Origin of the sequence: Mucilaginibacter sp. P25 (assembly GCF_050859465.1) — a bacterium.
In the GTDB taxonomy this organism is placed as follows: Bacteria; Bacteroidota; Bacteroidia; order Sphingobacteriales; family Sphingobacteriaceae; genus Mucilaginibacter; species Mucilaginibacter gossypii.
This window is the reverse complement of sequence record NZ_CP193937.1, coordinates 260,161-280,506: the sequence shown is the minus strand read 5'-3', so window position 1 is coordinate 280,506 and position 20,346 is coordinate 260,161. Positions and strand designations below refer to the sequence as shown.

The window sequence follows — 20,346 nt, the reverse complement described above, 5'->3', positions numbered from 1 at the left end:
AGAGATTTAAACATGCTTCAACTATCAAATACTGTTTCAAATCATCAGCTTGCTATCTTCAGCAATGAGCTAACAGGTGAGCTGAAAAATATCCTCAACTATTGGCTTAATTATACTGTAGATGAAGTAAACGGTGGTTTTTGGGGCAAGATTAACAATGATAACCAGGTTACTCCCGGTGCCCCCAAAGGTTCGGTCTTAAACGCGCGCATCCTGTGGAGTTTTTCTGCTGCTTATAATCAAAATCCTGATGAAGTTTATTTACAGGCAGCTAAGCGGGCCTATGATTATATCAAAGCTCATTTTGTTGATGATGAGTTTGGCGGCGTGTATTGGTCGGTTGATTACAAAGGCGATATGCCGGATACTAAAAAACAGGTATATGCCAATGCCTTTACCATTTACGCGCTGAGTGAATATTATATAGCTTCGAAATCGGAAAGGGTAAAGCAGGAAGCCATCGGCCTCTATCATCTTTTGATCAATAAAAGCTACGACAAGGATAAAACGGGTTATCTCGAAGCTTTCACGCGCGATTGGCAGCCGCTCGGCGATCTTAGGCTAAGCGCTAAGGATGCCAACGAGAAAAAGACCATGAACACCCATCTGCACGTACTGGAAGCTTATACCAACCTGTACCGCATCTGGCCCGATGGCGGACTTAAACAGCAGATTGAAACCCTGATCAATAATTTTTTTGATCATTTTATTGATGCTGGAACCAGGCACCTCGTGCTGTTTTTTGATGAGGATTGGAACCGCCGGTCAGAAACCATATCGTACGGGCACGATATTGAAGCCACCTGGCTTTTACTGGAGGCCGCCGAAGTTATTGGTAATCAGGAAATGATCGAGAAGGTCAGCAGCACTTGCATCGCGATAGCAGAAGCAACTATACAGGGTTTAGATGTTGATGGTGGCTTATGGTATGAATATGAACCGGCAAATGGTCGTCTCATCAAAGAAAAACACTGGTGGGTACAGGCCGAAGCTATGGTAGGTTTTTACAATGCCTGGCAGGTTAGCGGTAATGATAAATACTTTCATTTGGTCCTTAAAAACTGGGCTTTTATAAAAGATAAAATACTTGATAAACAAAACGGTGAATGGTTTTGGGGTATCAAAGCCGATGGCAGTATTATGCCCGGCGAGGACAAAGCAGGGCTTTGGAAATGCCCCTATCATAACAGCCGTGCATGTATTGAAATTATCAGGCGTATAGGCCCGATAAATTAGCCGTAAAGCAAGGCTTCAAATGGTTTAACTTAGCGGCAGTGATTATGATAAAATTTTTTAGAAGGATTGCTGTTTTATACCTGCTGATCCATAGTTCAACCGCTATGGCGCAGCTGTTTGAACCTGCCGATAAGCACGCCACAACCGAAACCCGGCAGCTTTTTTACAGTATGCAGCGGCTGCTTAACGTGGGGGTAATATTTGGCCACCATGATGACCTGGCCTATGGTGTGGGATGGCGTAATGAACCAGGCCGCTCAGATGTTAAGACTGTTACCGGATCATACCCGGCCCTGTGTGGTTGGGATTTGGCCAGGATTGAGCACGACAGCATTCACGATATTAACGGAATCGCCTTTGAACAGCAGAAGCAGTTTGTTAAGGATGTTTACGCGCGCGGCGGCATCAATACATTTTGCTGGCATATGGATAACCCGGCCAATGGCAAAACCGCCTGGGATACCACGCAGCATACCGTAAAAGATCTTATCCCCGGCGGCGCGTTTCATAATGTATATATTGAGTATCTTGATCGTGCGGCCAATTATTTAGCTGATATGAAAGGCCCGGAAGGCGAGGCTATCCCGATATTGTTCCGGCCATTTCATGAACTTACGGGCAATTGGTTTTGGTGGTGCAAAAACACCTGTACCCCCGATGAATTTAAAGCCCTGTGGCGTTTTACTATCGATTACCTGCGGGATAAAAAGAAGCTGCATAACTTGCTCATCGTATATTCGGCGGCTGATTTTGAATCGGAAGATGAGTTTTTGGAACGCTATCCCGGCGATGCTTACGCGGATTTTATAGGCTTTGATAATTATTGTACGCAAAGCGTTGAGCGTTTTCAAGCTAAGCTGGATCAACGCCTTGCCATTGTTGATGGCATCGCTGTAAAACACCATAAAATAGCATGCCTGCCCGAAACCGGCTATGAAGGTATCCCCATGCCCAACTGGTGGACGGATATATTACTGCAAGCCCTCGCTAAGCATAAAGTATCCTACGTAATGGCATGGCGCAACGGAAACGATCATCATTATTACGTTCCCTACCCCGGCCAAACCAGCGCCGGTGATTTTATAAAGTTTTATAATAGCCCGCAAACCATTTTCCAAAACCGCATAACACCACTGGGCATTTATGGTAAGCCAAATTGGAAGCAGTAGCCTTGCGGTTCATGGATGATAGTTCATGGTTCATAGAGGAGGTGGATAATACATTCATTTTGGCTTTATGCTTTAAGTCTTCGGCTTTTTGCTTAAAACAGCTACCCCCGATATCCCGGCCAGCAAGGACGCTAACAGGATCCCATACTTGGCCTGGTCAATCATTTCGACATGATCAAAGGCTAATGCCGATATAAAAAGGGACATGGTAAAACCTACGCCTGCAAGCAAAGCCACACCTGTCATTTGTTTCCAGGATGAGCCTGCGGGTAATTGTGCGCCAAATTTTACCATGAACCAGGTAAAGAGCAATACACCTGTAAACTTGCCGGCAAGCAGGCCTATAGCCACACCCATGCTAACAGGGTTGGCCAGTGACGAGAAAAAGTCATGGCTAACAATAATCCCGGCGTTGGCTAAAGCAAAAAGCGGCATGATGACGAAAGCTACCCAGGGATGCAGGGTGTGTTCAATTTTTTGCAGCGGTGTTTCGGCGTCAAGGCTCAGCTTTTTTATTTTATCAATAATGTGGTGCTGTCCGGGCGTTATAAGCGTGCTGTTGTTTGGTTGCTCGTTTTCAAAATCGGTAAGGTATTGCTTTACAGATTGGGTGTAACTGATCTCGCTGATGCGGGTACGGGCAGGAATAGTAAAAGCCACCAATACACCCGCAATAGTTGCGTGGACGCCCGAAAGTAAAAAAGCTATCCAAACAGCGAAGCCTATGATCAAATAAAAAGCAGTACTCCTGATCCCCATTTTATTGCCGATAAGCAGCAGCACCAGCAGCCAAACCCCAAAGGTAAGTGGTACAAGCGCTATGTGACTGCTGTAAAACAGGGCAATTACCAATACCGCGCCAAGGTCATCGGCAACGGCCAATGCTGATAGGAAAACTTTTACAGAGGATGGAATATGTTTGCCCGCCATAGATAGTAAAGCCAGTGCGAAGGCTATATCTGTAGCCATCGGAATTCCCCAGCCATGGGCCGATGGCTTACCTGTATTAAAAAGGAAAAAGATGAAAGCAGGCACCAGCATTCCGCCCAATGCGGCAAACATAGGGAGTGAAGCTTTTTTACAGAGGATAGTTCGCCGGCCATAAACTCGCGTTTTAACTCGAGGCCTATCACAAAGAAAAATAAAGCCATAAGGCCGTCGTTGATCCAAAGGTGCAGCGGATGGTTTAAAACATATTTATCAAAACCGAGCGATAGTTTGAGGTCCCAAAGTTGGTGGTAACTGAGCTGAAAAGGCGAGTTTACCCATACGATAGCCACAATTACGCTGATAAAAAGCACTATGCCGCCGGTATGTTCCTGGTTTATGAATTTGCTTACCGGCTGCGTGATTTTATCAATAGGGTAGCTTTGTTTCATAGATGCCTAAAATAGGGATTAAGTTTGATTTTTTGGTGAGATGATCTGCCAATTACATCGGATTAAAACAAAACCCGGCCATAAAACATTTATCAATGAAACCGGATATTATGAATAACTATCAGCAAAAATGGATAAGTACATTGAAAAACGCTCATTTAAATGGTTGGGAGATCAAGCCGCAGGGGGATGATATTTTTGTGGAGATGCCGCATGTTACAGACCTTAAACTAATAAGGGATAACCTGCCCGAAACACTTGCGCTGATGGCCTTGGATATTAATTTACCGAAGGAAAGGCTGAAGTTTATTTTTCACAACGGGTACGAGCAGTTTGAATACCTGCTTAACCCTGCCGCTGCGGATTTGGAACAGGAGGACTAAAATCAACGGTTGTTGTATCGTTGGGTAATTCCTCTTTGGTATTATCCGAATCAATTTTGGCCATTGTTGATACCACTACTACCGAAATTCCCATACAGGCAATCAGGATAAAAGAGGCCCTGAGGGTAGCAATTCCTGCTATAAAACCGATAACCGGCGGACCGACTAAAAAGCCCATAAAACCAATAGTTGATACTGCAGCCAGTGCAACGCCCGGCGACATAGTTTTTGATTTGCCGGCAGCGCTGTATACCATAGGCACTACAGATGATACACCGGCACCAACCAGTAAAAAACCGGCCATGGCCGTATAAACATAAGGGAAAGCTACCGCTATTAGCAAACCTGTTGCGGTTAATGAGCCGCTAACTTGTAAGGTGCGTTTTAAGCCAAATTTGTGAGCAAACCAATCGGCCACAAAACGGCCGCCTGCCATGGTGAACATGAATGTAGTAAAGCCTATGCCAACCAACGCCTCGGGGGCCAGTACTACTTTTTTGAAGTAGATCACGCTCCAGTCGAACATAGCGCCTTCGCAAATCATGGAACAGAAGGCTATAATACCTAATTTGATGAGCGATTTATCGGGCATTACAAACACAGGCCCGGAGTCGGTTACTTGATCATCTTTCAGGTAACGGGCAGCTACGGCCACGCCAATCGCTATCACGATCAGCATTAACGAAAAATGATGAAAAGGGATAATGCCGTTGGCTATCATGAACGTACCTATACCTGCCCCGGTAAAACCGGCCAGGCTCCACAAGCCATGAAAAAATGCCATAATAGGCCTTTGATAAAGCTGCTCGGTAGCCACTGCCTGTGTGTTTACCGCAATGTTTACAGAATTGCTTGCAAAGCCGAAACAAAGCAGGCAGATGATAAGCTGAAAAGTATTTTGTGCGAGGCCTAAACTTACCAATGCAGCAGCGTAAACCAACAGCGCGGCGATAACGAGTTTTTTACTGCCTATTTTGGTGATGATCCAGCCCGAGAAAGGCAGGGAACACATGAGGCCAACCGGCAGGGCGAATAACACGGCACCCAAACCGGCGTCTGATAAACCTAAATTTTGCTGAACAGTAGCAATGCGTGATGCCCAGCTTGAGAAACTTAACCCCGCCATAAAAAACATAGCACCCACGGCAATGCGGAGCGTTAACTTGTTAATGGTATCTGTTTTTTGTGGGATATTGTTCATGTTTTAGTATTGCCATAGTGTCTAAATGACACTATGGTTAATTGCCACAAATATAAGGCAATTAATTGTACTTTTAATAAGCTAAATCGTTTTTTACTTTTACGTGAATTAAACACTATATAAACGGAAAAGCGCTCGCTTAGCCTGTAATTGACTGAAAGCGAACGCTTCTATAATCTTGCTTTATATTGTTAAGTTTTTACATTAAAGGAGCCAACAACGACATATGATATACCGGTATTCAGGTTTTTAAACTCGGCCCTGAAAGTACCTACTGCATTTCCTTTGCTTGCGCTTGAATGATTTAACGTTGTAAACTTAACTTTGCCACCGAAAAAAGTAGCATCTATATTTGCACCCAAATTAACATTCAAATCTATTAGATCATAGGTGCCTGCGACCACTGTATTGGCTCCTAACTGAAATATATCCGAACCATTACCATTGATGTACGAAATCATAGTAGTTCCGGTAGTAGATATCGGACTTTGATCTATAGATGTAAGCATAGGGCCGCTCTTTACAACCTTGGCACCTCCATCAACCTGGTAGGAGATGGTTCCTTGCGAAGTAGCCGGGTAATCAGAGCCGTCGTCAGCTGTGCCAGTTCCAGTTCCTGTACCTGTACCTGTTCCCGTGCCCGTCCCGGTTCCTGTACCCGTTCCAGTTCCAGTTCCGGTTCCCGTGCCCGTCCCGGTACCCGTTCCAGTGCCAGTGCCAGTGCCGGTACCCGTACCCGTACCCGTCCCGGTTCCTGTACCTGTGGTAGGGACAACGGCAATTGCTTTTGTTTCTTTATCCGGCCCGAGCGGTGGGTCAAGTTTGCAGCTACTTACCGAAGCTGCTATTAAAAGAAGGGTAATTACTTTACAGTAAATTTTTTTCATATATACAAAGAGTGATAGTTTATGGTTTTAACGGTTTAAATATAAGTATTTTAGCTCTTTGTACGTAGGAGAAAAACTATTTGATACAAATAATGTTAAGAAAAGTTTACAATTTTTTCAATTATTTACAGTCGCCATCGGGGCTGCATGATTCGCCTTCGATCGTATCAAATGCTGGTTTGGGGTTTTCTTCCTGCCAGCCGGTAAAGGCTTTTGCAAGGGTATCTTTAAATACGGCCACCTCCTGTGCCCCTGATACGGCATATTTGCGGTTCATTACAAAAAACGGAACACCACGCACTCCTAAATATTGAGCTTCGGCAATATCGTGTTTTACCTCGTCGGCGTAGGTGTCGCTTTCAAGCATTTGTTTAATTTCTTCAGCGTTCAGGCCAATCGCCGTACCCATTTCAATAAGAGTTTCGGTATCATCAATATTGCGGCCTTCGGTAAAATATGCCCTGAACAAAGCTTCTTCGGCAGCGTCTCCTAATCCATGCTTTTTGGCCAGATGAGCTAACCTGTGCGCATTAAAACTATTAGCCACAACCGATTTGCTGAAGTTATAAGTAAGGCCGGCCTGCGCTGCCATTTGGGTAACATGGTCGTTCATCTGTTCGGCATGGTCAAGCGTCCATCCTTTTATATCGGCCAGGTACTGGTTAATGCTGATATTGGGGTTGGTTTTAAGGTCGGGGTTTAGCTGAAAGCTTTTCCATTCTATCTCAATTTGTTCTTTGCCTTCAAAGCCGGCCAGTGCTTCCTCGAACCTGCGTTTGCCTATATAACAAAACGGGCACATCACATCCGACCATATTTCTACCTTCATCATTTCTATTTTAAATGTTTAAACAAATTTAAGGCCTGTAATTCTTATCCCCGTAAAGGCAAAGTAAAATTTAACAGGCTTTGTTAGATGCCAGAGTGATTTTTGAACTACTTTTATTGCTTTAAAAACACGTTCCCCTCATGAAGAATTTATGCCTGAGATGCTTTTTGCTCTTAATGATCTTTACAAGCCTTAAAACATCGGCACAACAAAAAACAACTGATAAAAATTTATTCAGCGCAGGTTACGCGGCAGGCTTTATTGGCGGCTTGTATGATTCCTATTATCCGTATAAACAATTAAAACAACATGGCGATTTTGGTTTGGGCGCCCCGGGCAAGCTTGATGGTGAGCTCATGGTGTTTAACGGCAAACTTTATCAAACTCAGTCAACGGGTAAAACAACCCAACTTGCCGATACCGGCAAAACCCCTTATGCTGTGGTTTGCTTTTTTCATGCCGAAAAAACATATAAGTGTAATAAGCCTTTATCCAAGTCGGCACTGTTTAGCTACCTTGACAGTATCTTAACCAACCAGAACGGGATCTACGCTATCCACATCAAAGGAAATTTTAGTATGGTTAAAACAAGGGCTTTCCCGCCGGTTGATAAACCTTATTTGCCCTTGGCGGCGATGCTTGACAGGCAACATTTTTTTGATTTTAAGAACATCAAAGGCGATCTTATGGGTTTTAAGATCCCTGCACTGATGGAAGGAGCGCATATCAGCGGCTACCATTTTCATTTTTTATCTGATGATAAAACCGGTGGCGGCCATATTATTGATTTGCTTGCAGATGATATCACCATTGAAGTTGAAACGTTAACAAGCTATACCATTGACCTGCCGCAAACGCCGGAATTTAACAGCTTTGACTTTAAGAAAGACCGCAAGGAAGAGATTAAAAGCGTGGAGAATGGAAAAAAGCAATAATGACTGATCGTTTTTATTTGGACGATAATTTTTTGTAATATGTAAATTTTTATAAATTAGGAAATTATAAACCAATTATAAACTTATTGAGGTAACAGCCCAATGCTGAGGATTTATTGAATAAGCATGAGATGGAACAGTGCTAAAATATTCTGGATAGGTATCATTTTACTTGTGGTACCCGGCCTTGTTCATGCTTACCTGCTCATGCCATTTCCCGGCAGCCAGGATCTGAATGCCATAACCCTGTGTTATTATCTCGAAAAGGTGATCATGCCGCTGCGCTTGATTGGCTTGCTATTCGTTGTTTGGTACCTGTTTAAATTCTACGCTAAAAATACCTTTAAACAAAAGGCTGTTAAAGCCGCTGTTTTTGTGCTTTGCATAGGCAGCTTTTACATAACCGATTATATGTATAAGGCAGAAACCATGTTTAAAGAAACCACAAAAGCTGTTTTTGCCAATGGATTAAAAAACAGGGTGCCGTTAAGCTACCTGGTAGTGGGTGTTGTAAACAACGGTGTAGCCAAAGCTTATCCGCTCATCTACCTGGGCTATCATCATAAACTGCAGGACGATGTAGGCAATAAACCCGTTTTGGTTACCTATTGCACCATGTGCCGTACAGGCAGGGTTTACAGTCCGGTTATAAACGGTGTAAGGCAAAACTTCAGGTTGGTGGGGGCAAGGCACTACAATGCTATAATTGAAGATGAAAACACTAAAACCTGGTGGTACCAGGCTACCGGTAACGCGGCTGTTGGGGAGCTGAAAGGAAAGCAATTAACCGAGCTGCCTTATGAACAATTAACCCTCGCGGCCTGGTTACAGAAACATCCCGAAACGCTCATTTTACAACCCGACAGGCTATACACCGCAGATTATGCCGACCTGAAAAACTACGACCGTGTGCAAGCTATCGACCGTGACAGCACTATAAAAAACAAAGATTCCCTGATGCGTAAAAGCTGGGTAATTGGTGTGATCATAAACGGCAAAGCCAAAGCTTACGACTGGCGCCACATGTACGCCAAACGCCTGCTGAATGATGAGTTGAACAAAAGTTCACTGCTTATTGGCATTGAAAAGGACAGCCTCAGCTATCATGCCTGGAATACATCAGTAAGCGGTAAAACCCTTCACTTTAAACTGGATGATAAAGGCATGCTCACCGACGAAGAAACCGCTTCGGTTTGGGATTGGGACGGCCTGTGCTTAACCGGTACACAAAAAGGGCAGCGCCTTGCTAAAATTCAGGCCTACCAGGAATACTGGCACTCATGGAAACATTTTCATCCCGGTACCGTGTTTTGGAAAGGCGATGAATCGCTGGAGCAAACGGCATCCATTTACCCGCCTTTTTAACAAGCGGCTTTAATTAAATAGCGGTTGCTATTTTGCTGATGTCATCGTCATTAAGCAGAGCGTCTTCAGAAATGTTGGGGTAATACTTATTCAGGATCTTTTGAATAAGCTGGTAGCTTTCGATGGATTGAATGGGAGCGGAAGCCAGTTCAGTGATGGTTGAACCAATGAGCTTAAGTTTTTTTGCCTCGTACTGGTTGATTACAAAGTCAGAAGTTTTTTTCTTACGGCTTTGTTGTATGAGATCATCAAGTTTCTTGATCTCTTCAACCAGGTCAATCATTTTTAATACTTCCACCTTTTTCATCAGCGCCAAAATTAGTGATTTATTTGTAACAGGGGGTATAACGGGATATAAGTTGTATTGTTTGTAAGTATGAGACGGGTGGAAGCTGTAATTGTTACGGATAGAAATTGCACACCTTTTCAACGTGTGCAAGCTGAAAAAATTAAAAATATGTCATTGCGAGTGTTTAAATCCGGAGGCCTCTGAAAGTGAAATGACAAAAGAGAGCCTGTCAGTCTGAGCCTGTCGAAGACTCGCGCGCAGAGGCCTACCCACCATGCTTCGACAGGCTACCCATGACACCGTTTTAAGTTGTCATGGGTAGCGAAGCGTGGCAATCTCGTAGCTAATGCATAGCCGCCCTGTATAGCTAAAAGATTGCCGCGTCGCCTCATTGCATTGGCTTATGCTACTCCTCGCAATGACATTTTTTCTTTTACTATTTCTTATCCTCCGTTGTATCCCTTTCAACCAGGGCCATGCCGCATTTAGGGCAGGTGCCGGGTTTATCAAACGTAAGATCGGGGTGCATGGTGCAGGTGTATTTTCCTTTTTTCTTTACTGTTGAGGTGGTGTCGGTTTTGCCGGTGCTTTTAACCGCACTGTTGCAGGCGCCAAGGGCAAGGCCGGCTAAGGCTAAAATGATAAAGCTTTTTTCATTGATTATTTGTTTTTGATGAATGAGGCCAACCCGAACAACGATACTACCAGCACACCTAAAGAGGCCAGTATACTCACTATGTCGCGGATATCCTTACCCGCCCAGGTCATGCCGAAATATTTGTGTAAAAATATAAAAGAAAGCCCTTCGGCCCTGTCAATTCCTGCAACTTTTGTAGCCAGTTTTGATGAGGTAGTTTCAATATACCAATTGCTGCCGTCGGCATAACTTACCCTTTCAACCGGCAGGCGTTTGTTGATGAAACCATACTCGTTATCAAACTGCTTTACCTGGTTAACTTTTACCCTGCCATAAAATTTATCAGCATCAAGGCTGGTATGGTAGTAGGTGCTTAAAAAACGGGCATAATCCTCATCTCCATTAATTTGTTCTATGCCGGTTAAGGTGTTAAAGTAGGAGATCTGCTTTTTATTATCAGTTACCTGGTAATAGCTGTTGCCACCAAAGTTAACCACGGCTATCCTCTTGATGATACTATCGGCAACAGGAAGCTGAAGGTTGGAGATAGCCAGCTGTTTCCTGTCGATCACTTGTCCATAGTCGGCTTTAGGCGTTTCGGTATTATGCAGCTTTACCGCAAGGTGGAATGCCCCGCTGGTCACAAAAGTAAACATCACAAAGGAAACGATAAGGCCTATCTGCCGGTGATAACGATGAACGATGCGCTTGTCCTCACCGCCATTTTCTTTTCGCTTTTGAGTTACGGATTTAAACTTTTTCCACATTAAACCATAAACAGTTAAGCCGCTGATGAGGGCGAACAGCATTACCACCATGATGATGAGTAATACTACATTTCGGAAAATATCGCCGCCGATATCAGCCAAAAACTGCCAGGTATGGAATTGTTCAAACAGCCAAAGGAAAGCCTTGCGGGTATTATTGTTAAATGTACCCATGCGGCTCTGACTGGTTTCGATATAAATGTCCATGCCATCGGGACGGTCAAAGCTAATCTTCCAAACAGGCAAAGGTGATTGATGGGCTGGTATTGCCCATCAAATGTTGTTTGCAGAGCGATCTTTTTAATGTTAGATGTTGAGTCCTGCGTAAAATAGCGGGCAAGATAAGTGGCATATAGCTTATCCCCATCTTTTAACAATACCCCGTCATTGGCCGAGTAGTAATTGTACACACTATCTTTATCCAGCACCTGGTAATAGGTGTTGTGATTAAAGTTAATCAGTCCGAAGTTTCGGATAACGGAGATATTATTTTTATCCAATACCTGCTGAATGCTGAGTACCGGTTTCATCTGGCTTTGAGGCAATGGTTTGAACACTTCCTCCGCAATTGAAGGCCTGAACCAGTTTGACATGAATGGGTGTGAAAGACCGCTCAGTGTCCAGAAGATCACCGGGATGAGGGCTGTTAAGCCCAGCACCCGGTGCCATTTATAAAAGTTGCTTTTTACTGTTGCTGATGCCATTGATCAATATTTTGAAAATGAATAACTGATGCCCAGGGTGTAAGTACGTGGCGGCGCGGCGTTATAGGTATCGCCGTACTGGCTGCTGGTTACTGTTGTAGCGTAAAGCTTATTGGTTAAGTTAAGCACATTGAACCAGATGCCCGCGCCTTTTAATACGCTGCTTTTTACATCATAACCCAGACGCAGGTTGTAAATATCATAACCTGAGTAAGTTTTGGTATTGGCTGGGTTGGTGTAGTATTGATTAATGTGCTGCCACTCTGTTGCTATCCTGAAACCAGGAAAGTACTGCGGCTTGTATGTGAGTTCGGAGTTGGCAATCCAGGCTGGTGCGTTGTTCATGCGTTTGCCATCATAGTTGGTTACCGTGTTGGTGCCGGTGGTGTAATTGGTGGTCACCTCGCTGTACTCAACATAGGTATGTTTGGCATTGGTACCGCTAAACCTGAAGGTAAGCTCTTTAACCGGGGCCACAGTAACCGAGTATTCAATCCCCCGGTGACGTGTTGCACCTGCGTTTTGGTTCTGGGTAGTGTTATCCGGTAGCAATTGGTTAATGATTTCGTTATGGCCTTCCAGGTCGAATATACTCAACTCAAAATACAACTTTTTGTTAAACGCCGAAAACCAGCCACCCGCTTCATAATTATCAAAAGTGGCCTGTTTAAGCTGGGTAAGCTGACGTGAACTGTACAAATCACCTGTCTCTGGTGGTTGGAAACCTACGCTATAGTTGGCGTAAATACCTTTGTTATTGCCAAAGTTATAGGTGATGCCCAATTTGGGAGCAACGATATTAAAATTGTTGGTTTCCTGTTGTTTATACTTGGTTTGTCCGGCCGGGATCTCATTATCAAAGTTGTAATGAACCCTGTCATAACGTAAACCACCAACAATCCTCAATGCTTCAGTAGGCTTGACTTCATACTGGACATAAGCCGCGGTGTTGAACAACTTGATCTTGTAGTTGTCAATGTACCTGCCTGTATTACTGAAGCTGGTGTAATAGTTGTTAGCTACATCTTTGGTGATATCAAGATATTGGGCATAATATGAACTCGGGCTGTCATCCATATAAACACCACCAATGAGCCTCGAATGCAGGAAATCAAAATCAACCCGGTGCTGTGCCAGTAAGCCATAGCTGTTGAATTTTTGATCGTTTACCTGGCCGTTGCTGCTTTTGTAAACACCGTTAGCGTCGCGCACGTCGGAGATATAGTAACTTGGCAATTGCGCTGTAGAGTTATTGCGGAAAAAGAGCGTTACAAAAGTGCTGTTCTTGTCATCCCACTGATGATCCAGACGGGTGCCGGCACGAAACGATTTTACCTTGCGATAGGTGAAACGTTGGTTGGAGCCGTAGCTACGGTCATAAAACCGGGCGCTGTCCAAACTACCCGGAGTTTGGGTGTTCAGATAATTATAAGCAACTGAAGTGGTAAGTTTAGTTTTGGCGCTGAAATCATAGGTAGTTTTAAAATTGGCCGAGTACTTATCAAAATCAGAATAATCCTGCCAGCTATCGGTTTGATGGGCTACATATCCACCTGCATACAAACCAAATTTGCCCTGGGTAAAACCGCCGTCGGCATCAACACGGCGGTAATGATAATTATCGCCCTGAACAGAAACATTGCCGGCGTAACCTGTAGGCGGGCCCTGGGTAATAAAGTTAACCGCGCCACCAATGGAGTTACTGCCGTAAAGCGATGATGCCGGCCCTTTGATCACTTCGATATCCTTAACGCCCGACATGTTGATCTCATACAGCGAGTTATGGTTGAAGATGCCTGTAGGGCGGATAGGTACGCCATCTTCCATATACAGGTAAAGTGCATTGTAAGTTATAGGCTGACGAATAGCCATGGTGTGCTGTTCGTTACCCAAATTCACCATGTAAACACCTGCAACCTTGTTCAGCAATTGATAAAGGGCAGTGGCTTTGGTATCCTTAATTTGGGTAGAATTAATTTTGCTGATGGCGATAGGTGCGTCCTGTCTTGCCTGTCCTTCGCGGCTGGCGGTTACTACCACAGGTTGCAGATCGACAGTAGAAGGTTCTAAGGCAATATCAAGCTTTTGGCCTTTTATGGCAGATACCTCAATAATGCGCGCGCTGTAACCAACCATGGCAAATTTAAGCCGGATAATGCCTTGGGTATTGATGCTGAACTGCCCTTTGGCATTAGTCATGCCAAGCTTTGCACCTGTAGCTGCATCGGCATTGCAAATTGATGCACCCGCGATGGCTTCGTGGGTATTGGCATCTGTTATGGTGCCCTGTATGTTTTGGCCGTGAGCCAGGGTTTTAACGAGTATAAAAGTTATAAGTAGGATTAAATATCGTTTCATTATATATTATTACGGGAGTTGCTTCCCGGTGTAAAAATGGGTAGAGTAGAGTGTGGGTTGATTGATAGGAGAGTGTAAAGGTGTCTTCTACCCGTCATTGCGAGGTAAGAAGCAATCCCCGATCAGCAGGGTGGCTACGCAAGGCTCTCGGTATAGTTTGGGATTGCTTCGTACCTCGCAATGACGGAATGTTTAAAACCGATCATACGTAGCAGATACGATCCTATCGCAAAAGATAAAAAAGCTTACTTTGTAAAGCATGAGATTGCCGCGCTTCGCTCGCAATGACATAGTTTTCACACCATACCATCAATCAAAACCAATAAAAATGAAATGATTATCCTAACTGCGGAGGCTGGAATATCGTAGCCGGGCGATCGGCCGGTACGGTGGGGGTGTAAGGGGTTGAAATAACCTGCAACAGGCTGGAGTGGAATTTTACATCAGTTGAACTGATGACATAAACCTCCTGAAAGAGGCTCTTTTGCGACTGCCTTTCTGTCGCTGGCCTGCTTGTCCTCTGCCTGTTTGATCTTTTTCGCGAAGTAGCATTTGCCATCGCAGTGCAGCCAGGGTCTGTTCCTGTTTTCGCAAAGCTTGGTAGCAATGTAATTCCTGTTCAGCTCAAAACCCGCGAAAATAAAAAAACGCGAGAAGTTGACCGTGATCAGTGAAAAGATGAGTAAATAGGCTGTAATACGTTGCAGCATGGCGCAAAGGTACGCCCTGTGGGTTTAATAAGCAACTTTAGTTCTAAGTCTTAAGTCGAAAGTACTAAGTCGGAAGTCTCAGTTTTAAGTCTTAAGTTCAAAAATCTAAATGCATAACCCGACTAAAGACTTTTGACTTAGTACTTTCGACTCAAGACTTGTCTCTTTTCAACGTAGCATGCAGGTGTTGGCCTTTGTAAACCAGGTCCATACCAATAGAATCCTGATAAACTTTACCCGTATGGGGCGAACTGCCTCCCGGTACCGGGATACTGAAAGAGAAATTATCACCGTTGATCATGCCGTCGGTAATCGCTACATCCCCTTGTGGCGCATGGGCGGTGCCGGTAAGCTTGCCGCTATCGATCCTAAAAGTGTAGCTTAATGGAAAATGATCATCTCCGGGAAGTTTTAATGAACCTATCCATCTGCCGTTAATATCGGCCATCGAAATAAAACTGAAAGCGGTAATAATAACAAACGCACTGATCACCAGGAACTCTTTTTTCATTGTTGATATAGTTTAAGCAGATACCTATATGCTGTAATTTTAAACTATATACAATTTTATTGCCTTTAAGTTTAAAAAAAGAAAAACCTTACCGGACGGGTAAGGTTTTTCTTTTTTGATATTTAAGATACATCATCCTGAACTTGTTTCAGGATCCCACGAGACAGGCAGACCATGCAAGCTTGCTTAGCAAGTGGGGTGCTGAAGTAAGTTCAGCATGATTATCTTGTTATCAAATAAGGTTATTTCTTTTCAACCGATCTTTTCAATACCGAGCTGCTTTTTGAGCCATTGATATCCAGTTCAACGCTAACCGAATCGCCCATGAATTTGCCTGTATGAGGTATCACGATACCGCTGGTGGCTACTGTAAATGAAAAGTCGGTACCATTGGTTTTGCCTTCTTTAATGTCAACGTCGCCTTCCGGAGTTAAGGCTGTGCCGGTCAGTTTATCGCCATCAACCTTAAAATTATAAAGCAGTGGGTATTCCTGGCCGTCGCTTGTAACTAATTTGCCTGCCCATTTGCCGTTAAGATCAGCTATAGCTGCAAGACATATCATAAAGCAGCTTACCAATAAGGTAGTAGTAAAAATCTTTTTTTCATAAATGTGAATTTTGGTTTATAAATATAAGCACCTTGATTTCTAGGATGAAATGATTACATGATATTTTATGATGTGAAATTTAAATATCATGTAATTCTTAAATCAGGAAATTAAGGTTGTTGAGCTCTTTTTAAAGTGCTATGTACTTTTGAACCATTGGCTTCAATATCAACACCTACCGAATCGCCATAGAATTTGCCTGTATGGGCAATGTGGATATCTTCGATGCTTACGGTAAATTTGAAACTGTCGCCCGTTATTTTGCCGTCTTCAATCGGCATATCGCCTTTAGGTGTTTTGGCTGTGCCGGTTAGTTTGTCCCCATCAATCTGAAAATTATAAAGCAATGGATAAATTTCACCGGTTTCTGTTTCAAGCTTGCCTTCCCACTTTCCGGCAATTCCGGCAATGGCTGCAAAGCAAACCGCAATACAAACTATTACAAGGGCTAAGGTTAAAAAGTCTTTTTCATAGCTGTTGTTTTCATCGGTAAATGTAAAATCGATATTAAACCAAAACGTAAACTGTACATTAAATTTACTGCCTGCAGTATTATCGATTTATGAACAAAAACTGTACTATAACAGCCAGGTAATTAATGCTGGATTGTTTTTTTACTTTCATTTGTATTTAGGAGCATTTTTTGACTATCTCTAAATAAATGTTAATGATACATTTCCAATTATTCAAAATGATTGTACCTTTAAATCTGCATACTAACCGGGCGAAATCCTGTTTCGCTTTTCACTTTTAAACAACCTATAATAATGAAGAAAATTTTTACCGCATTGCTATTGTTGGGTGGTACATATCTGGGCGCTTCGGCTCAGGATGTTCAGCTTAACAAAGGCTGGAAATTTGCCGTGGGTGATTCTGCCCAATGGTCGTCCCCAACTTTTAACGATCAAAACTGGCAAAACATTGATGTCGCCCATTCCTGGGAACCGCAGGGACACCCTAATTACGATGGCTTCGGCTGGTACCGTATCCACGTAGTAATCCCTTCATCGCTTAAGGAGAAAGCCTATTTAAAAGATAGCCTCCGCTTAAGCCTGGCCAGTGTTGATGATAACGACGAAGTGTATTTAAACGGAAAGCTTATCGCCAAATATGGCGGTCACAGCGGAACCATTAAAGATGGCAATTACGGGCCGCGCACTTATAGTATCCCGGCTTCAGATCCTGCAATTTTGTGGGATAAAGAAAACGTACTGGCCATCCGTATTTACGATACCGGGGGCGACGGTGGTATTTACGGCGATAACTTTTCTATTGCCATGGCCGATGTAATGGATCACGTTACAGTTAATACCGATGGCGATTTTAGTTTCCAGGAAAATAACAGCCTGGCCAAATCAGTTAAATTGGTAACCACCAATAAATACCAGTACCAGGGTACTTTGGCTTTTAAAGTTACCGATCCTGAAACGGGCGCCGTAATCTACGAAAAAACAAACCCTGCAAACTTTACCACAGGCAAGCCTTTTACCTATTCGTTTGTGATAGCCCGGTTAGCAAAAAAATCGTATACCATAGCTTATACTTTTACAGATCAAAAATCTGGTAAAGAGATTGTTAAAACCGAAACTACGCCTTATGTACTTACGCCTTACCCATCGCCCAGGCCAAAAATTAACGGAGCCGATGTTTACGGTGCAAGGCCTGGTAACCCTTTCCTTTATCTGATCCCGGCAACCGGTAAAAAGCCGCTTAACTATAAAGCTGCGGGCTTGCCTGCCGGCTTAACGCTTGATGCTAAAACGGGTATCATTTCGGGTGTGGTAAGCCAAAAGGGAGATTATCCTGTAACGCTTACCGTTACCAATAGCTTAGGCAATAAAACCAAAACACTAACTATTAGCATTGGCGATAAAATTGGCCTTACCCCGGCCCTTGGCTGGAACAGCTGGAATGCCTGGGGCTTGAGCGTTAATGACGAAAAAGTAAAGATCTCGGCTAAAGAAATGTCGGAGAAATTAAGTGCTTATGGCTGGAACTATATCAATATCGACGATGGCTGGGAGGCGGAAAACCGTGCTGCCGATGGTGCCATCGTAGCTAACAGTAAGTTTCCGGATATGAAAGGTTTAACTGATTATGTACACAGCCTTGGCCTGCATACCGGGATTTATTCATCGCCTGGCCCGCGCACCTGCGGCGGCTTTTTGGGCAGCTGGCAGCATGAAGACCAGGATGCCAAAACTTATGCCGACTGGGGTTTTGATTATTTAAAATACGACTGGTGCTCCTACTCGGAAGTTACCCCTCCGCATCCCGACCTGCCTGCACTTAAGAAACCATATGAAGTAATGCGCACCTCTTTAAATAAGGTAAACCGCGATATTATGTTCAGTTTTTGCCAGTACGGCTGGGGTGATGTTTGGAAATGGGGTGCCGAAACCGGCGGCAACAGCTGGCGTACCACCGGCGATATCCAGGATACCTGGAGAAGTATGAGTGATATTGGCTTTAGCCAGGATCCTGCTTCGCCTTACGCTGGTCCGGGGCATTTTAATGATCCGGATATGCTGGTTGTAGGCAAAGTAGGCTGGGGGCCAAGCCTGCACAATAGCCGTTTAACTTATGATGAGCAATATACCCACATCAGTTTATGGAGCCTGCTGTCTGCGCCGCTGTTAATCGGCTGCGATATGGGGCACCTGGACAGGTTTACGCTTAGCCTGTTAACGAATGATGAAGTACTGGCTATTGACCAGGATGCCTTAGGCAAAGGTGCAAGACAGGCTTCTAAAACAGATGAGCAGCAGATTTGGGTAAAAGAGCTCACCAAAGGCGAAAAAGCAATAGGTTTCTTTAACACATCTGATAAATATCAAACTGTTAACCTGGAAGCTAATGACAAGCTGTTAAAAGGCTTTACCAAAGCCCGTGATGTTTGGGAACAGAAATACCTGATAGCGGTTAACCACAAATATACTTTCAAAATCCCACCGCATGGCGTAAAGCTTATTAGGGTTATGTAAGGATTTAGGGTAGGGAGATAAAAAACACGCGTCGTTGCGAGGTGCGAAGCAATCCCCGATGAGCAGGGCCACCCTGTATAGTTTGGGATTGCTTCGTACCTCGCAATGACGCTTTTTATTTGATTAGCTGATTTTATAAAAATCAATTTGGCACATCGTTTCATGTCCCCTCAGGGTCTCTCGCAGAGGACCTTGAGGTTCACTGCGTTTTGGTTAGAACAGCTGATCTGGCGTATATCAATCTGCATGACGTATACATCAGGGTCCTCTGCGAGAGACCCTGATGGGACGTTGATAGCAAAAATGGCCTATATCTATTCGATAAAGGCCATTTTTATATAACGTAGTTTGAAAATCAATTTGGCACATCGTAATGATATACCGGCGAAAAAACTCCTTCACTTGTAGTGTAGTAGCCTTTACCATCGGGCTGAAAACCTATCGCCTCGCCCTGTTTTTCAACTTTGTAGGTAAGTTCCTGTGGCTTGCGTACCATAGTTTCCCATATGGGTTCGTTATGCTGGCGGCGCCAGTAGTAAACTTTGTCGTAACTTTTTAGCAGGATCTGCTGCCCGTCTTTAGAGATATCGCCGGCTGTGATCCATTTAAAAGGTTTAAAGCCCGCGAAGTACAATTTGCAGCGTTTGGTTAATACTGTTGTTGTATTGGCCTGGTATTTTAACGGACTGGTGTAAACCGCAACGGTATCACCCCTTTTACTTACAATGATCAATTGCTTGCCTATCGGGTCAATCATCAAAGTTTCAGCATCTTTGGGGCCATCCGGATATTTAAAATCTGCCCGTACAGCTTGTGTGTTTGTAATAGCCTTATCGCCTGTAGCCCATGATTTTTTTCGGCCATGCGGTAAACTGTAATATATGGCCTGTTTTGATTGTTATCGCCTATATCGCCAAGGTAAACGTAGCTTTTACCTTTTTCCGGTCCGGGGCCAACATCAATATCTTCACAATCCTGTACGCCCAGCTTTTGAGTGCTGTCACCCTTAAAATAAATGGTTGATTTGAGTTTGCCTTCGGCTGTTATAGCAAAAAAACGGCTTGTATCGCCGCTGTCGTTATGTACATAATAGGTGTCGGGGCTAATGGATGACGCCGCAATACCCGACGTTTCATCCATCTCTTTATCATTTAGGGTGCCTGTAATGTCCTGCCTGTCGAGCAGCCTGTGCTTGGCGAAGGCCCCCATGAAAAGTAGGGATACAATGGGTAAGAGTATATTTAATTTTTTTGACCGGCTCATTCTGTTTCTTGCAAACAATAACGCAAATAAAGCGCATTAGTATGAAGTTGACATTAATTATTTGATTTTGTTACGACTATATGAAAATTATATAACAAACAGGGCAATGGTACACAATATTCGTACCACGA

General features: G+C 43.8%; 20 protein-coding genes and 1 pseudogene. 6 read left to right on the top strand and 15 right to left on the bottom strand.

What is annotated here, in order from left to right; translation table 11 throughout:
• Nucleotides 1-12 precede the first annotated feature (12 nt).
• The gene (locus ACRQ5D_RS01385) at nucleotides 13-1,236 is read left to right on the top strand and encodes an AGE family epimerase/isomerase (protein WP_091166792.1); all 1,224 of its coding nucleotides are present in this window, start codon (nucleotides 13-15) and stop codon (nucleotides 1,234-1,236) included.
• A gap of 44 nt (nucleotides 1,237-1,280) precedes the next feature.
• Nucleotides 1,281-2,405 (top strand): glycoside hydrolase family 26 protein, encoded by a 1,125-nt coding sequence (locus tag ACRQ5D_RS01380; RefSeq protein ID WP_091166793.1) that lies wholly within the window; start codon nucleotides 1,281-1,283, stop codon nucleotides 2,403-2,405.
• A 72-nt stretch (nucleotides 2,406-2,477) separates the two neighbouring features.
• On the opposite strand, the pseudogene nhaA reads toward ACRQ5D_RS01380, so the two are convergent.
• Nucleotides 2,478-3,784 (bottom strand): annotated as a pseudogene (gene nhaA / locus ACRQ5D_RS01375) (Na+/H+ antiporter NhaA).
• 95 nt (nucleotides 3,785-3,879) lie between these two features.
• Between nhaA and ACRQ5D_RS01370 the strand changes: the two are divergent.
• Nucleotides 3,880-4,167 carry a hypothetical protein gene (locus ACRQ5D_RS01370; protein WP_091166797.1) on the top strand — a complete coding sequence of 96 codons (288 nt, stop codon included), beginning with the start codon at nucleotides 3,880-3,882 and terminating at the stop codon, nucleotides 4,165-4,167.
• Here the strand turns inward: ACRQ5D_RS01370 and ACRQ5D_RS01365 are convergent.
• The 3 genes from ACRQ5D_RS01365 to ACRQ5D_RS01355 all read right to left on the bottom strand — a co-directional run bounded on the left by ACRQ5D_RS01365 (nucleotide 4,130) and on the right by ACRQ5D_RS01355 (nucleotide 7,087).
• A complete protein-coding gene (locus tag ACRQ5D_RS01365) occupies nucleotides 4,130-5,368 on the bottom strand; it encodes an MFS transporter (protein WP_129571424.1) in 1,239 nt (412 codons plus the stop codon). The two genes, ACRQ5D_RS01370 and ACRQ5D_RS01365, sit on opposite strands and share 38 nt — an antisense overlap.
• A 191-nt stretch (nucleotides 5,369-5,559) precedes the next feature.
• Nucleotides 5,560-6,255, bottom strand: coding sequence for a hypothetical protein (locus ACRQ5D_RS01360; RefSeq protein WP_091166800.1), 696 nt, complete (start codon nucleotides 6,253-6,255; stop codon nucleotides 5,560-5,562).
• 121 nt (nucleotides 6,256-6,376) lie between these two features.
• Entirely contained in the window at nucleotides 6,377-7,087 is a 711-nt protein-coding gene (locus tag ACRQ5D_RS01355) for a DsbA family oxidoreductase (protein WP_223266280.1), read from the bottom strand.
• 137 nt (nucleotides 7,088-7,224) lie between these two features.
• On the opposite strand from ACRQ5D_RS01355, the gene budA reads away from it, so the two are divergent.
• Together budA and ACRQ5D_RS01345 are read left to right on the top strand one after the other, a co-directional pair.
• Nucleotides 7,225-8,019: an acetolactate decarboxylase gene (gene budA, locus ACRQ5D_RS01350; RefSeq protein WP_091166804.1), complete on the top strand. Its 795-nt coding sequence runs from the start codon at nucleotides 7,225-7,227 to the stop codon at nucleotides 8,017-8,019.
• A gap of 126 nt (nucleotides 8,020-8,145) precedes the next feature.
• Complete coding sequence (locus ACRQ5D_RS01345; RefSeq protein ID WP_090528340.1) at nucleotides 8,146-9,384, top strand: DUF3179 domain-containing (seleno)protein; 1,239 nt, start codon at nucleotides 8,146-8,148, stop codon at nucleotides 9,382-9,384.
• Nucleotides 9,385-9,397: 13 nt separating this feature from the next.
• Here the strand turns inward: ACRQ5D_RS01345 and ACRQ5D_RS01340 are convergent, their stop codons facing one another.
• The 9 genes from ACRQ5D_RS01340 to ACRQ5D_RS01300 form a co-directional block, all read right to left on the bottom strand.
• Complete coding sequence (locus ACRQ5D_RS01340; protein ID WP_091166807.1) at nucleotides 9,398-9,691, bottom strand: hypothetical protein; 294 nt, start codon at nucleotides 9,689-9,691, stop codon at nucleotides 9,398-9,400.
• Nucleotides 9,692-10,109: 418 nt separating this feature from the next.
• Nucleotides 10,110-10,313, bottom strand: a complete 204-nt coding sequence (locus tag ACRQ5D_RS01335) for a heavy metal-binding domain-containing protein (protein ID WP_432329680.1) — start codon at nucleotides 10,311-10,313, stop codon at nucleotides 10,110-10,112.
• A gap of 20 nt (nucleotides 10,314-10,333) precedes the next feature.
• Nucleotides 10,334-11,251, bottom strand: a complete 918-nt coding sequence (locus ACRQ5D_RS01330) for a hypothetical protein (RefSeq protein WP_432328380.1) — start codon at nucleotides 11,249-11,251, stop codon at nucleotides 10,334-10,336.
• A complete protein-coding gene (locus ACRQ5D_RS01325) occupies nucleotides 11,143-11,781 on the bottom strand; it encodes a hypothetical protein (protein ID WP_432328378.1) in 639 nt (212 codons plus the stop codon). The genes ACRQ5D_RS01330 and ACRQ5D_RS01325 overlap by 109 nt, the downstream gene beginning before the upstream one ends.
• A gap of 3 nt (nucleotides 11,782-11,784) precedes the next feature.
• On the bottom strand, nucleotides 11,785-14,139 hold the full coding sequence (locus ACRQ5D_RS01320) for a TonB-dependent receptor (protein ID WP_091166813.1): 2,355 nt from the start codon (nucleotides 14,137-14,139) through the stop codon (nucleotides 11,785-11,787).
• Between the two features lie 443 nt (nucleotides 14,140-14,582).
• Nucleotides 14,583-14,849, bottom strand: a complete 267-nt coding sequence (locus ACRQ5D_RS01315; protein WP_432328376.1) for a hypothetical protein — start codon at nucleotides 14,847-14,849, stop codon at nucleotides 14,583-14,585.
• A gap of 151 nt (nucleotides 14,850-15,000) precedes the next feature.
• Nucleotides 15,001-15,360, bottom strand: a complete 360-nt coding sequence (locus ACRQ5D_RS01310; RefSeq protein ID WP_091166816.1) for a hypothetical protein — start codon at nucleotides 15,358-15,360, stop codon at nucleotides 15,001-15,003.
• Nucleotides 15,361-15,602: 242 nt separating this feature from the next.
• Nucleotides 15,603-15,923: a hypothetical protein gene (locus ACRQ5D_RS01305; RefSeq protein ID WP_431198985.1), complete on the bottom strand. Its 321-nt coding sequence runs from the start codon at nucleotides 15,921-15,923 to the stop codon at nucleotides 15,603-15,605.
• 155 nt (nucleotides 15,924-16,078) lie between these two features.
• Complete coding sequence (locus ACRQ5D_RS01300; RefSeq protein WP_432328375.1) at nucleotides 16,079-16,315, bottom strand: hypothetical protein; 237 nt, start codon at nucleotides 16,313-16,315, stop codon at nucleotides 16,079-16,081.
• 420 nt (nucleotides 16,316-16,735) lie between these two features.
• Between ACRQ5D_RS01300 and ACRQ5D_RS01295 the strand changes: the two genes are divergently transcribed.
• Nucleotides 16,736-18,952: a putative Ig domain-containing protein gene (locus ACRQ5D_RS01295; RefSeq protein WP_091166824.1), complete on the top strand. Its 2,217-nt coding sequence runs from the start codon at nucleotides 16,736-16,738 to the stop codon at nucleotides 18,950-18,952.
• Between the two features lie 355 nt (nucleotides 18,953-19,307).
• Here ACRQ5D_RS01295 and ACRQ5D_RS01290 read toward each other — a convergent pair whose 3' ends face one another.
• Together ACRQ5D_RS01290 and ACRQ5D_RS01285 are read right to left on the bottom strand one after the other, a co-directional pair.
• Nucleotides 19,308-19,709 carry a hypothetical protein gene (locus ACRQ5D_RS01290; RefSeq protein ID WP_431198984.1) on the bottom strand — a complete coding sequence of 134 codons (402 nt, stop codon included), beginning with the start codon at nucleotides 19,707-19,709 and terminating at the stop codon, nucleotides 19,308-19,310.
• Nucleotides 19,709-20,161: a hypothetical protein gene (locus ACRQ5D_RS01285; protein ID WP_431198983.1), complete on the bottom strand. Its 453-nt coding sequence runs from the start codon at nucleotides 20,159-20,161 to the stop codon at nucleotides 19,709-19,711. The genes ACRQ5D_RS01290 and ACRQ5D_RS01285 overlap by 1 nt, the downstream gene beginning before the upstream one ends.
• Between the last annotated feature and the right edge of the window lie 185 nt (nucleotides 20,162-20,346).